General features: G+C 61.3%; 12 protein-coding genes. 2 read left to right on the forward strand and 10 right to left on the reverse strand.

Annotated elements, in window-relative coordinates; translation table 11 throughout:
• Window positions 1–11 precede the first annotated feature (11 nt).
• Window positions 12–383: a winged helix-turn-helix transcriptional regulator gene (locus tag ACFJIU_RS15310; RefSeq protein WP_379072853.1), complete on the forward strand. Its 372-nt coding sequence runs from the start codon at window positions 12–14 to the stop codon at window positions 381–383.
• Here the strand turns inward: ACFJIU_RS15310 and ACFJIU_RS15315 are convergent.
• Together ACFJIU_RS15315 and ACFJIU_RS15320 are read right to left on the reverse strand one after the other, a co-directional pair.
• Window positions 380–1,843 (reverse strand): RimK family protein, encoded by a 1,464-nt coding sequence (locus tag ACFJIU_RS15315; RefSeq protein ID WP_379061141.1) that lies wholly within the window; start codon window positions 1,841–1,843, stop codon window positions 380–382. The genes ACFJIU_RS15310 and ACFJIU_RS15315 overlap by 4 nt on opposite strands.
• Window positions 1,840–2,946 carry a peptidase C39 family protein gene (locus ACFJIU_RS15320; protein ID WP_379061143.1) on the reverse strand — a complete coding sequence of 369 codons (1,107 nt, stop codon included), beginning with the start codon at window positions 2,944–2,946 and terminating at the stop codon, window positions 1,840–1,842. Before ACFJIU_RS15320 ends, ACFJIU_RS15315 begins: the two co-directional genes overlap by 4 nt.
• A gap of 276 nt (window positions 2,947–3,222) precedes the next feature.
• Here ACFJIU_RS15320 and ACFJIU_RS15325 point away from each other — a divergent pair, with 276 nt between their 5' ends.
• Entirely contained in the window at window positions 3,223–3,591 is a 369-nt protein-coding gene (locus ACFJIU_RS15325) for a hypothetical protein (protein WP_379061145.1), read from the forward strand.
• Window positions 3,592–3,613: 22 nt separating this feature from the next.
• On the opposite strand, the gene ACFJIU_RS15330 is transcribed toward ACFJIU_RS15325, so the two are convergent.
• From ACFJIU_RS15330 to ACFJIU_RS15365, 8 genes are all read right to left on the reverse strand, one after another.
• Window positions 3,614–4,405 (reverse strand): anti-sigma factor family protein, encoded by a 792-nt coding sequence (locus ACFJIU_RS15330; protein WP_379061147.1) that lies wholly within the window; start codon window positions 4,403–4,405, stop codon window positions 3,614–3,616.
• Complete coding sequence (locus ACFJIU_RS15335) at window positions 4,402–4,920, reverse strand: sigma-70 family RNA polymerase sigma factor (protein WP_379061149.1); 519 nt, start codon at window positions 4,918–4,920, stop codon at window positions 4,402–4,404. The genes ACFJIU_RS15330 and ACFJIU_RS15335 overlap by 4 nt, the downstream gene beginning before the upstream one ends.
• A 204-nt stretch (window positions 4,921–5,124) precedes the next feature.
• Window positions 5,125–5,748: an outer membrane protein gene (locus ACFJIU_RS15340; protein WP_326891338.1), complete on the reverse strand. Its 624-nt coding sequence runs from the start codon at window positions 5,746–5,748 to the stop codon at window positions 5,125–5,127.
• A 238-nt stretch (window positions 5,749–5,986) separates the two neighbouring features.
• Window positions 5,987–8,710 carry a DUF2339 domain-containing protein gene (locus tag ACFJIU_RS15345; RefSeq protein WP_379061151.1) on the reverse strand — a complete coding sequence of 908 codons (2,724 nt, stop codon included), beginning with the start codon at window positions 8,708–8,710 and terminating at the stop codon, window positions 5,987–5,989.
• A gap of 44 nt (window positions 8,711–8,754) precedes the next feature.
• Window positions 8,755–9,273 carry a PaaI family thioesterase gene (locus ACFJIU_RS15350; RefSeq protein WP_379061153.1) on the reverse strand — a complete coding sequence of 173 codons (519 nt, stop codon included), beginning with the start codon at window positions 9,271–9,273 and terminating at the stop codon, window positions 8,755–8,757.
• Entirely contained in the window at window positions 9,270–10,031 is a 762-nt protein-coding gene (gene recO, locus ACFJIU_RS15355; RefSeq protein ID WP_379061156.1) for a DNA repair protein RecO, read from the reverse strand. The genes ACFJIU_RS15350 and recO overlap by 4 nt, the downstream gene beginning before the upstream one ends.
• A 122-nt stretch (window positions 10,032–10,153) precedes the next feature.
• Entirely contained in the window at window positions 10,154–11,299 is a 1,146-nt protein-coding gene (locus ACFJIU_RS15360; RefSeq protein ID WP_379061158.1) for a porin, read from the reverse strand.
• A 337-nt stretch (window positions 11,300–11,636) separates the two neighbouring features.
• On the reverse strand, window positions 11,637–12,365 hold the full coding sequence (locus tag ACFJIU_RS15365; protein ID WP_379061160.1) for a hypothetical protein: 729 nt from the start codon (window positions 12,363–12,365) through the stop codon (window positions 11,637–11,639).
• Between the last annotated feature and the right edge of the window lie 39 nt (window positions 12,366–12,404).

The following is a 12,404-nucleotide window of genomic DNA, read 5'->3' on the forward strand; positions in this document are numbered from 1 at the left end:
ATAGGTTTTTGATGGCCGCGCCAAATGTCTATGATTCTTCCTGTTCCGCGCGAGATGCGCTGGAACTGATCGCCTCGAAATGGGCGATGCTGATCCTGCCGGCCTTATCCGAAGGATCGATGCGCAACAGCGCGCTGCTGAGGAAGATCGGCGGCATCTCTCAGAAAATGCTGACGCAGACGCTGAAGGACCTGGAGCGCAATGGGCTGGTGATCAGGAAGGACATGCAGACCGTGCCACCGCATGTCGAATACAGATTGAGTGCCCTCGGCAGCTCACTCAGCGAAGCGCTGATCACGCTCGACCGCTGGGCGGAGCGCCATTCGGGCGATCTCGACGCCGCCCGCGAGCGCTTCGACGCCGACCGAAAGTCTCTTGACTAGCGCCCCTGGCGCTCCAGACGATCCAGGAACCACTGCGTCAGCCGCACCCAGACGTCATCTTTCTCGCCGGTGTCCTCGCAACCGTGGTCGAGGTTGGGATTATCGTTGACCTCGATGACGAAAACACCGTCCTTGGTTTCCTTCAAGTCGACGCCGTAGAGGCCATCGCCGATGCAGCGGGCCGCCTTGACGGCTGTCTGGACCGCATGTGCGGGAGCATCCTTGAGAGTGAAGGTCTTGAAGCCGCCCTCGTCCGGCTTGCCGGCGCGATCGTGGTTGACGATCTGCCAGTGCTGCTTGGCCATCAGATACTGCACCGCAAAGAGCGGCTCGCCGCCCAGCACGCCGATGCGCCAGTCATAGTCGGTCGGGATGAACTTCTGCGCAACGAGCAGGTCGGAATCCTCCAGCCACTCGGTCGCCAGTTTCTTCAGCTCGCCGAAATCCTTGCACTTCTTGACCCCGCGCGAGAAAGCGCTGTCGGGGATCTTGAGGACCAGCGGGAACCCAAGCGCGTCTGCAGCCACTTCCAGATCTGAGGGACCGGCGATCATCACGGTGGGCGGCACCGGCACGTCGTTGAAAGCCATCAACTCGTTCAGATAGACCTTGTTGGTGCAGCGGATCATCGACAGCGGGTCGTCGATCACCGGCATGCCTTCCTGCTGGGCACGGCGGGCAAAACGATAGGTGTGGTTGGAAATCGAGGTCGTCTCGCGGATGAACAGCGCGTCGTAGTTGGCAACCCTGGCCAGATCTTTTTTGGTGATCGGCTCAACCTCGACGCCCATCTTTTCGGCTATGCGCGCCCAATAACGCAGAGAAGAGATCGCCGAAGGCGGCAATTGCTCATGCGGATCGACCAACGTCGCGAACGTGTAGCGTGCCGGGATGCGCGCCTTGCTGTCTCGCCATTCGCGGCCGGTGTAGACATCGAGGCATTCGAGAAAGCGCTTCTCCTCCACCTCGGTCATCCGTGCCAGCGGATAGAACCCTATCTTGCGTATCGTCGCCCATTCGCCCGCGTCGGTTATCGCCACTTCCAGCGCCGGTGCACGGAACCAGTCGAACAGCAGTTTGGCAAAACGATCCCAAGCCTTGCCTGGACCGATACCGAAGAAGATGTGAACCTTGGCTGGGAAGACACCGCCGAGATCCTTGCGGCACTTGTTCAGCGCCAGTTCCAGTTCCGGCAGCGCGTGCTCGTAGAGCTTGCGCTCGGAGAGGTCGATCATCGTCTCGACGGTCGGAATGACCTTGTGGCCGCGCGAACTCGCCAGTAGCGACGAGTAATAACCGCGGCTCTGGTAGTCATAGCGGTTGGAAAGATTGATCACCTTCGGGCGTTGGCCGCGAAACAGACCAGGATGGGCCAGATAGTCGCGATTGGTGATGACTTTGTGCGGCGTTGCCACCTGGTCGAGATCGTTCTGCCTGCCTGTGAGGATGACCCAGGTCATTGTTTCGCGCGCGCTCCAAGAATGATGGCGGCACGCAGGCCGTCGCGGCCGAACTGCGCCATGGAAATGAAGATGTCGTACGGCACCGGAATGTTGGCGGCATCCACTTGCGTTTCTTCCCGCTCGTCCTCGACCCATGGATCGTGGATGAGGATATGGTCGCCATCGTCGCCAATGGCCAGAACCCAGTGCGGGACTTTCTTGCCGAACATCAGGAAGCCGCTGATCAGGACAACAACCAGCTTGCCAGTGGCGATCGCGGCGCGGATGTCTTCGATGGAAAAGGCATTGTAGCGCACCGGGATGCCATACTCCCTGGCACGACGCTGGAAATCGATCTGTGCGAGCTCCATGACACGGCGCTTCTCGACACTGCGCACCGACTGCAGGAACAGCGGTCCGTCGAACGAGACGAAAATCTCAGCCGAAAGTCCGTATTCATAAGCAGCCACCGCCAATCCGAATGGCTCGCAGCCGCCTGGGCCCGACATCATGAAAACAGTCGTTGCTTCCCGCCACAACCGCACTTCCATGACTGGGTCCGGCCTGAAGCCGGTATCGAAATGCGCCATGGTCATCATCAGGCAGCATGGACCGCACGTAAAATCACAGGTCTGCTCATAGAATGGCACGGAGGTAATGACCGGCACATGGCCCCGCAGCATCTTCTCGTAACGCAGTGCAGGTGCGCCATCCTCGTAGTAGTCGCTCTCGCGACCAATCTTGCGATAGCCGGATTGTTCATAGATGCGGATCGCGCGCGCGTTGTCCTCTCGTACTTCCAGGCGCAACATCATGCGATCGTGTTCGAAAGCAGTGTCCTCTGCCGCCTCCAGCAACAGGCGGCCAACGCCCCGCCCGCCGAAATCAGGGCCTGTGGCCAATGAATAGAGCCGCGCGACGCGGCTGCCCTTGCGAAACAGGATGATCGCATAACCTGCAATGTTGCCGCCGCTCTCAGCGATCAGGGTCTCAGCCGTTTCCCGCTCGATGAGCTGGCGGAAGGAACGGCGCGAAATGCGATCGGTTGCAAAGACGGCGTTTTCGATGGCGGCGAGAGCATCGACGTCGGAAGCGCGGGCCGTGCGGACTTCGGCAGGCATGAAGGCTTGAAAAACCTCGGTGCGTGGCAGGAAATGGGCCTATCGAAACATCGAACACGCCGACAGGAAAGCCGACGCATATTCAGCGTTTCGCGCTTCGATTTCGGCTGAATTGTGACAGATTCGACTTGCTTGCCAAGACGTCGAACAACTTCCGCCACCGGAGATATCGAGGGAGCGGGCTCTCCACGACAGTCGCAATCAGACTCTGACAGACCCTACGAAAAAAGACAGCACAGGGCTTTGCTGCCGGCCGGAGCCGTGCAACCAAGAGATATGGTCACTACCGAACGACAACAGTCCTTGCGCCCCTGGCCGAAATGGCTCGGATGGCTCGGCATTGCCTTCCTCGTTGCTGCCATCCCGGCAGCGTTGGCTGCAATGACGATACCGGCGAATGAATACAAAGCCTTGGGCGTGGATGCTGTGGATTGTGACGGACCGATCTCGGTCTATCTGTTTGCCGTCCCCACACTGTTGATCTACGGCGCCGGCGCGGTTGTGAACGGCCGCTATCTTCGCGACCGGCTTAACCTGGTCTTTGCGATCTTCTCTGCCCTGCTCTGCGTGCTGATAGCCGCCAATATCGCCAGTGCAGTCGGCGAACAGGTGCATGTCGAGCACGATCTCCAAGCCTGTCAATAGCCCGGACCGCCAGCCGTATCGCTCAGACCTTGCTTTCGGCGCCTTCGATCAACTGGCGATAGGCATTGCGGGCAACGGTGGCTAGCCGTTCCTGCGGCAGGACACCGACAACGGCACAACCATAACCCTTGTCGAGCCAGTAGACCGCAGTCGGACCATTCTTCTCGGCGTAGGTGCCCTTCGCATAGCTGCCGGATTCCGAAGTCACGAAAAGTGAGACGCGATTGCCCTCGGCATCTTCGTAGAGCAGCATCGCCGCCTTGCCCGAACCAGATGGCAGCAGCCGGCCACCGACCAGTTGGAACCCGTCGGCGGTGAGATCCGGGGTTATCAGTCGCAAGCCGATCCGCGCCGACAGCCAATTGCGCATATGCTCCCCGTCCGAGGCGGGTACCTCGACGGCATGACGCTTCTCGGCTGCATAGACGGTGTAGGCGGCAACCGCCTCCTCGGCGAATCTGTCGGCCGAAGGGTCTTCCACAGCGATGCCACGCGAACCGATGACGTAACCACCGGTGCCACCCGTTGCCAGCAGGACTGCAGCTGCGGCAGCCTGCCACCAGCGGGAGCGCAGTGGCGCCCGGGTGCCGGTATCGCCCGCAACCAACTTGGTGAAACGGGACGGAACCGGCTCGTCAAGGATAGCCGACAAGGCGCCGCGCAATGCATCGCGATCGGCACTGAACCGACTGCTCCTGGCCTTCATCTCCGGATTGCTCTCGAGCCATAGCTCGAAGGCGGTGCGTTCTTCATCGGGCAATTCGTCGTCGAGTGCCAGATGGATGTCCCGTTCCGTGAAATCACGCGCGGTCATTTCTCGACCACCTTCAGCGAGCGGCGGCGCGCGCGATCGTCGAGCAGCGCGCGCAGATCCTCACGGCCACGCGAAATCCGCGACATAAGCGTACCTGCAGGGATACCGAGAATGTTGGCGGCTTCCGCGTAGGAGAAACCTTCGATGGCAACGGTCACGATCGCCGCACGACGCTCGGGCGCAATCGCCTGCAGGGCATCGAGGATTTCCCGGGAGGCGATGTTTTCCACCTGGATCGATGGCACTGTCAGCGCCTCGTCGCCATCCAGTGGCAGCATCGCCATTTCGCCGCGGCGGCTCACCTTGCGCATCTGGTCGATGAAAAGGTGGTGCATGATCGTGAACAGCCATTTCCTCGGGCTTTCGCCGGTTTGCCAGTTGTCCAGCCTGGCCAAGGCACGCTCGAGACAGTCCTGGACAAGGTCGTCCGCGGAATCGCGATTGCGCAACAGCGCCCGCGCATAGCGGCGCAAGCGCGGAATCTCGCCAAGGATCGCGGCCTTCCTGTCGTCCATGGGTGGCTGTTCGCCAATCTTTCCCGTTGCCCTGGCGATTGAACGCGCCTTCGCCGGCTAGCGCAAGCGGCGCCAATGCCCGCTCTGTTGCCTTCAGGAACAGAACGAAGCCAGCGAAGGGATTATTCCCGGACCAATTGGCGGGCATCAAAAAATAAGCGCCGCCAGCTCGGGGAGCCAGCGACGCTGGAGAACCGGCTGATATCAGAACCGGTAGTTGAGACCCATCTTGACGGTGTGGCTCTTCAGATCATCCGAGCGTTTAGCGCCATTGCGCAACGTGTAGTCGACGTCACCATAGTTCACATAGTTGTATTCGACCTTGGCCGAGATGTTGCCGGCGAATGCCTGCTCGATACCACCGCCCAGCAGATAGCCGCCCTCCCACTTGCCACCTGAGGCAACGGTGCCGCCCGGCTTGACCTTGGTCATCGAATAGCCGGCCGTGCCGTAGACCAGTGTCCTGTCGAAGGAGACGCCTGCACGAACCTTGGCGGCACCGGTCCAGGTACGCTTCAGTTCGGCGCCGTCATCCAGCTTGTGCTTGGTTCCCTTGGAGTAGGTGCCGTCGAGTTCCGCACCGTAGACGAATGGGCCGCTCTGGAAGTTGGTGCCGACCTGGCCGCCGAACTGCCAGCCGCTCTTGCTCGAAAACGGGTTGGGAAAGCCCGAGGATGAGGTACCCAACTGGCCGCCGATATAGCTGCCCGACCAGTTGTAGGCGGGATCCGAATAGGTCTGGTCGGACACGAGATCGGCCGCTACGGCCGGCACGGCGAAAGGTGCAAGGCCAGCGAACATGACGAGAAACAGATTTCGCTTGGACATGGTTTTAGCTCCGAAAATGATTGAGCTGCGGAGCATTTAGCTCCGCAGCCCGTTGACGGGGCTGACGGCCGGTCGGCGACTGGGGAAGCAATCCGCCGGCTGGGCCCCGTGCACCAGCGCGCTGGTTGCATGGGGACAATGGCCGGCATGGATTACGCCAACATTGCGCAAAGTTTAGCGAAAACAAATATTTATGGGTAATATTTCAGTAAGATTCCTTAAGCATTCCTGAAAGCGGCTACCCTTGTCTGGGCGCCCGCGACAGCAGTCGCTGGTAGAACAATCCGATGCCGATGAGCACGGCACCCAGCCCGATGAAGGAAAGCGCCCGCAACACACCTTCCAGTTCCGACATGTCGAACAGGAAGACCTTCAGCACGGCTATCGCAATCAACGCCGCCGAAGCGACACGCAGCACATAGGAACCGAACCGGACACCAATCACGAGCAGCACGACGCCGAGCAGCAGCCACAGCGCGGAATAACTGTAGGTCTCGATCTGCTCCATGCCGCTCCATAGGCCGATGAACTCACCCTTGAAGAAGCGCCGCACCGACAGGGTTGCATAGGCGAAAGCCAACAGGGCTCCGATCAGGGCAAGCATGGCGGAATACCATTTCGGGCGCTTGCCGCGCGCGTAATATGCCACTGCCCCGGCAGCGGCAGCCGGCAACAGATAGGCGAGGAAAAGCAGATTGAAGACCGGAATCCTGCCCGTCGACTCGTCGGTGAAGAGCGGATTGAGGATGACAAAATGCTGGCCGACTATGGCGAGTGCCGAAACGACCCCGACGATCAGCGAACCATAACGCAGCACCGAACTCGGCGAGCGCATGTCGATGCTGATCAAAATGGCGCCTGCGCCGAGAGCTATCAGCGTATAGATCGACTGCTCGGCGAGTGAGACCCGCCCGTCGTCGATGACGCCACCATGCATGGCATGACGCACCAGCATCGCCACGCAAAGCAAGGCAAACAGCGCCGCCCCGGCTTCCATGGCAAGGCGTGGGCGGCCATTGGTGGTGCGCGCCAGCTGCCAGGCCGCAAAGCCGAAGCCGAGTGCGGGCACACCGTAACCTGCCAACAGCCAGTTGAAGACTGGTGTTCTGGACAGGAACTCGGCACCGACGATGGTCGGGTCGAAGGCTATGCGCGCAAGGACGGCGACAACGGAGCCGACCGAAAGCCAGCCAAGCACAGGATAGTCCCGCCAACGCGTGGCCAGGGCGGGCACGACGGCAGCCGCGCCCAACAGAACGGTGGTCAGGCCTGAGCCGAAAGCCATATGCAGCAACACGACGGTTGCGACCCCTGCACCGGCCAACGCGAAGGAAACAGCCAGACCGCCGATGAGCGGAGGTTGCTCGGCCCGCGCGATCCATTCGCCACCGGCAACCAGCACAGCGAGCAACAGCAAGGTAACTGCCGCGTAGACGAAATCCCGATCGATATCGCCGAACGTCACCCAAAGCGACAACACGATCACCAGGGGCACAGCCGCAGCACATGCAGCCCAGGAGGCCGACTGTGCAAGGCTTGTCCCGACATGTCGCCTGGCGCTCCACAGGCCCGTGCCCAAGAACAGCAAACCAAGCACGATGCCGATGCGGACCATCGCGGCATCTGCAACGACGGTCACTGGCGTGGTGTCAATGGCCGCGTAGCCTGAAAGGTCGATGGATGTCTCGGCCAACGGCGTGATTTTGAGATAGGCAAAGACGGTTGCCAGGGCGGAACCGTATAGAACAGGCAATGCCTGCGGCCGAAACGCCACGGTTCCGATCATCGCGGCGACGATCAGGGCTGCCGGCCAGGCACCACCAAGATCAGCGAAACGCGGCTCGGCAAACAACACCAGGCTTGCTGCCGCGACGAAGATCGCCGGAGCGATCGATGTCAGGTCGAAGCCCATCCGCGCCTCGGCCGGGCTGGTCTCTGAGCCCAACCAGACAAAGCCAAGAACCGCCAGCACAACGAGGTTGATGAAGACGAGGACACCGAATCCGGGCGTTGGCGCCTCGATCATATAGAGCACGACCCACAAACCGACGCCGGCAAAGGCTGCCGCCATCAGCAGCGACCAGCGACGGATGCGCGCGATGAAACCGGTCGCCGCGAGGACGATCGCCAGATACCCGAACAAGGCCCATGGATTGGGTGATTGAGAAGAGACCAGCATCGGCGTCGCCAGCGAGCCGAGCAGTCCGACGCCGGCGAGCGCCTGCCCGTGCACGAGCGCGGCGGCGATCGTCGCGATGCCGATCAACCCAAGCAGCACGAAAGCCGCCGTGGGACCGATGAAGCCGTAAATGCCATGTGCTGCATAAACGGTACCGAACAATGTGAAGGCGCCGGCCGCGGTGAGAATGGCCGGGATGAAGGCACCGGCCGCGCCCTCGACAGGCACCTTGAAGCCGGTGCGGCGGATGAATTCACCGCCGCCGGCCAGAACAAGGCCGAGGATTGCCGCCATGGCTATCCGCACACCCGGCCCGAAGATACCCGCCTCGATGCTGTAGCGGACGAGGAAGAGACCGCCCAAGGCCAGTGCTATACCACCGACCCATACCGCCCAGCGTGTGCCGAGCGCGGTTTCAATGTCCGGCTTCTTCTTCGGTTCTTGCGATTTCGCGGCACCGTCTTCGCCCCTCGGCTCGGACACGGCCTCCTCACCCTGAACCGGGCTTCCCCATGGGCCAGCCGCTGCAATTTCCTGCGTATCCTCCGGTTCGGAGGTCTGAGGAACATCGTCGGGCCCGCCCTCTAGCAAAGCCTCGCTTGAGCTCAGCGGCGATGGCTCGGTCGTGAGCGCCTCCGCGGGCCTAGAGGTCGATCCGGCTGCACCCGGAATGACCAGTTTGCGCACCTCGCCGAGCTCGCGTTCGATCCTGCCAAGCTGCGAGCGCTGTCGAGCCACGATAACCAGCAGAACGACAAAACCGACAATGCTGAAGACATCCACCGAGGCATCCCCCTGAAACCGCGTTCTACCGTCGCCCGAATCGCCTATCGGGCCGCCAGGTTGGCGACCGAAAAGATCGAGCAGGTTTCGGTACCGAAGGCCAGTAGCCTGCCTGCACTGTCCTTCAGGGTCGCTTCCGATACGGCCAGCGTGCGCCCCTTGTGCATGATCCTGCCCTCGCAAACCACCTCGCCGATGTTCGGCGTGATGGGTCGCATCAGGTTCACCTTGAATTCCGCCGTCGCATAGGCTTCGCCCTTGGCCAGCAATGTCTGCACCACACAGCCGAGCGCCGAATCGAGCACGGTCGCCGCCCAGCCGCCGTGCACCCCACCCATGGGATTGAGATGTTTTTCGTTGGGCATGCCGCGAAAGACGACGCGCCCCTCCTCTGCCTCGGTGAGGGCGAAACTCAGTTGATACGCCATGGGCGGCGCTGGATACCGACCGTCGATGACACGCTGCAGCAGCTCCAGTCCTGAATAAGCGAGCATGTCGGCATGCGGAATGGTGCCGACGCCCATCGGCGAAATCCGGCCGGGATAGAGTTCAACGGCACTCATGCGGCGGTGTCTCCCTTGGTCGAGCCGTGGGCAGCATGATGCTTGCGCAAGGCGGCAATGAAGCCGGAGCGGGCATCCGGCGGTTCGACGCCACGTGGCTCGTAGACATGACGGGTGAAAAAGAACGATGTCAGCCTGAAGGCTTGCTCCACCGCGAAAAGATCCGCGTTCAGCCCGGCGCCGCGCTGCAGGAACATAGGCAGCGCCAGCATCTTGTCGTGCCAGGGCGCTCCCGCTTCGCGCGACACCGCCCTGCCCGACTTCGGCGAGACATAGGCCAGGTTCTCCTTGGTCCCGGTAGCGGCACATTCGGAAAGGTCGAGACCGAAGCCGAGTTCGTCGAGGATCATGAGTTCAAACCGCGCAACCAACCCGCCGGCAACATCGGCATCCTCCAGATGGGCAATGATGAGGGCCAGAGTTTCGTAAAGCGCGTCATGTGGGTCGCGCTCAGGCAGAAGCCGGAGATTGGCGGCCAGCAATTGCAAGCCGTAGACGGCGACCGCACTGTCCATCAAGCGTGCCGCGTTCATTTCGATGGCTTCGGCCTGAAACGTTCCGAGATGCTCGTCGAGTCGGGCATGCCAGATCAGGTCGACCCGGTTGCCGGCCTGCAGCACCGGTTGCATCTTGCGTGCGCGGCCGCCGCGCACCAGGCCGAGATGCCGGCCATGCGCGCGCGTCATCACCTCGAGGATGGCGCTGGTTTCGCCATGCTTGCGGGTGCCGAGTATGATTCCCTCGTCGCGCCATTCCATGGCGGGAGATTTGACGCCTTCGGCTGGGAAATCAAGGAGCAGGCAGAGGGCTTCAAATCTCCCGCCAAAACAAACGGCCCGCGGCGAATGCCGCGGGCCGCAACAGATCGACTGGAGGTCGATTAGAAGTTGCGCTGGAAGCGGATGATGCCGCCGAAGCTGTTCTTCTTGTCAGCCTTGGTCCAGCTGCCGAGGTAGCCGGCCTTGCCGTAGCGGCCTTCGTTGACGAAGTCGACTTCAGGCGTGATCACGAAGCCAGGGACGATTTCGTAGGCAACGTTGGCAGCGATTGCGAGGCTGCGGTTGTCGTCATACGAAACCTGGGCATTGAACTTGGTCTTGGAGTCGAACTTGTAGGTACCGCCGCCCCAGACAGCCCAGTTGCCGCCCCAAGGCTTGTACTGGTTGCGGTCGATGTTGTCGTCCGAACCATAACCAGCCATCACGAAGAGGGTGAGGTCGCTGGTTGCGTTCACATCGAGGCGAACCTTGCCAGCCCATTCTTCGTAAGCGCTGTTGTAGGCGACGACGCCGGTGAGCGAACCCCAGTCGCCCTTGTACTTCAGGCCGCCGACCACGTGCGGAACGTAGCTGTCGATGGTGTTGCTGTCGACAGTCCAGGTGTCACCCACGCGCTTGACGCGGGAGTAGCTGCCCGAGCCCTGTTCCAGCGACACGATACCCGAGAAGCCATTGCCGGCATCGAAGGTGTAGCTGATCAGGTTGGTGTCCTTGCCGCCGTAGGGGATCAGCGTGTCCTGGATCACGTTACCGGCGTAGCCGATGAACGAATCGAACACCGTTTCGTCCTTACCGACGCGCAGGCCGCCGAGCTGGATCCAGGCGAAGTTCAGCGACACGTTCTTGTTCACAGCGTCGCCGTTGCTGTTGGTGTTGCCGAACTGGAAACGGGTCTCGGTGAAGGTCTTCAACGTGCCGTATTCGGTCTCCTGACCGGTCCAGGTGCGCAGAGCGAAACGGGCATTCTTTGCGTAGGTGTGGTTGCGGTCACCGTCCAGGCGATCGGTGGCGACGGAGCCATCGAACGAGCCGACGTCACCGAAGCCGGCGTCATAGCGGATGTAACCACCGACGCGCAGGCAGGTCTCGGTGCCCGGGATGTAGAAGTAGCCGGCGCCGTAGACGTCACAGATCTTGACGTATTCAGCGGGTTCCGGCTCGGCGACCACAACAGCGTCGGCGGCGCGCGCACCGGAAACTGCGAGCAGTGCCGCAGCCGAGCCGAGAAGGAGGCTCTTGATGTTCATTTTGACCTCTCCAGTCAATTTTCAAAAATATGTTTTCAGATTTCTGGCTGAAGGCCATTGCCACCAACCGCCACTCGAAAGGTGACGCCCGAGCGCCCCTTTCTGCCGGGACAATACCCATCGAGTTTTCACTTTCAACGAATATTGCACTGCACAACGGCAGGACAGGACATTCGCCCGCAGCTTGTTGTAAATTTACAACTAACATGTTGATATTTAAGGACTTTTGGCACATACGGCACATCGACAAAAATCTGTCATAAAAGACCGGTCATTCGCCGAATAATTTTGTGCCGGCTAAAGAAAATTGAGCACAAGGCAGACTTGCCAAAGGCAGTCAGGCGACCTCGGTCGGCGACCCCGCGAAGGCCTCGGCAGCGCGGATGACGTCGCCTGCGTGATCCTTGGCCAGAAGCGCGAGCGGAGCCTCGCCGCCGAACTCCAATGCCGGCCGGATAAGCCACGACCAGGCCGTTCTCGGATGGCCGATGAACCCAAGCACCTCACGAATCCCCGGCACCGGGCGGCCGTCGATGAACTGAGCGAGCGGGAAGACGTGTTTCCTGCCGCCGGTGCGCAGCGCAATCACCTCACCCCGCCGCTGCCAACGATGCAAAGTGGAGCGTGGGATGCGCAACGTTTCTTCCAGATAGGTGGAGCCCGCCACCTGCCCTGCCCACTCCTCGACCAGGACGGACGCCAGACCATTGCGCTGCGACGGAAGCTCCGAGGCAGATTCTGACAAGGGGCTTTCCAGCAAAGTGGCGCTCTCATGCACCGGTCCCCGGCCTTCCGATGCCTGGGCGACATCGACAAGGAGGAGTTTGACGATCTTGGCGGCAAGCTTCGATGGGTTCTTGAGCAGCCGGTCCAATGCCCGGCGCTGGCGCGGAGAGAGAGTGACGATTGCCGCCGCGATGCTGCCGCCGACAAATGCCGAGGCTGCAATGGTCTCCTCGTTGGACGGATCGACGCTGGCTCGCAACACGCGCTGAAGCTCAGCCACCGCAACACGCTCGAGCTCAGGCCGGGAAAGGCCGCCCGTGGTACCGGTAAGTCCATTCATGCGCATCGTTCCGCCGCTGCCCCGACGCAACGAACGCCA

The organism is Mesorhizobium sp. UC74_2 (assembly GCF_042701485.1).
GTDB lineage: Bacteria > Pseudomonadota > Alphaproteobacteria > Rhizobiales > Rhizobiaceae > Mesorhizobium.

Coding starts and splice junctions, on each gene's coding strand:
- ACFJIU_RS15310 (WP_379072853.1), top strand. CDS start 12: ATGGCCGCGCCAAATGTCTATGATTCTTCCTGTTCCGCGCGAGATGCG.
- ACFJIU_RS15315 (WP_379061141.1), bottom strand. CDS start 1,843: ATGACCTGGGTCATCCTCACAGGCAGGCAGAACGATCTCGACCAGGTG.
- ACFJIU_RS15320 (WP_379061143.1), bottom strand. CDS start 2,946: ATGCCTGCCGAAGTCCGCACGGCCCGCGCTTCCGACGTCGATGCTCTC.
- ACFJIU_RS15325 (WP_379061145.1), top strand. CDS start 3,223: ATGGTCACTACCGAACGACAACAGTCCTTGCGCCCCTGGCCGAAATGG.
- ACFJIU_RS15330 (WP_379061147.1), bottom strand. CDS start 4,405: ATGACCGCGCGTGATTTCACGGAACGGGACATCCATCTGGCACTCGAC.
- ACFJIU_RS15335 (WP_379061149.1), bottom strand. CDS start 4,920: ATGGACGACAGGAAGGCCGCGATCCTTGGCGAGATTCCGCGCTTGCGC.
- ACFJIU_RS15340 (WP_326891338.1), bottom strand. CDS start 5,748: ATGTCCAAGCGAAATCTGTTTCTCGTCATGTTCGCTGGCCTTGCACCT.
- ACFJIU_RS15350 (WP_379061153.1), bottom strand. CDS start 9,273: ATGAGTGCCGTTGAACTCTATCCCGGCCGGATTTCGCCGATGGGCGTC.
- recO (WP_379061156.1), bottom strand. CDS start 10,031: ATGGAATGGCGCGACGAGGGAATCATACTCGGCACCCGCAAGCATGGC.
- ACFJIU_RS15360 (WP_379061158.1), bottom strand. CDS start 11,299: ATGAACATCAAGAGCCTCCTTCTCGGCTCGGCTGCGGCACTGCTCGCA.
- ACFJIU_RS15365 (WP_379061160.1), bottom strand. CDS start 12,365: ATGAATGGACTTACCGGTACCACGGGCGGCCTTTCCCGGCCTGAGCTC.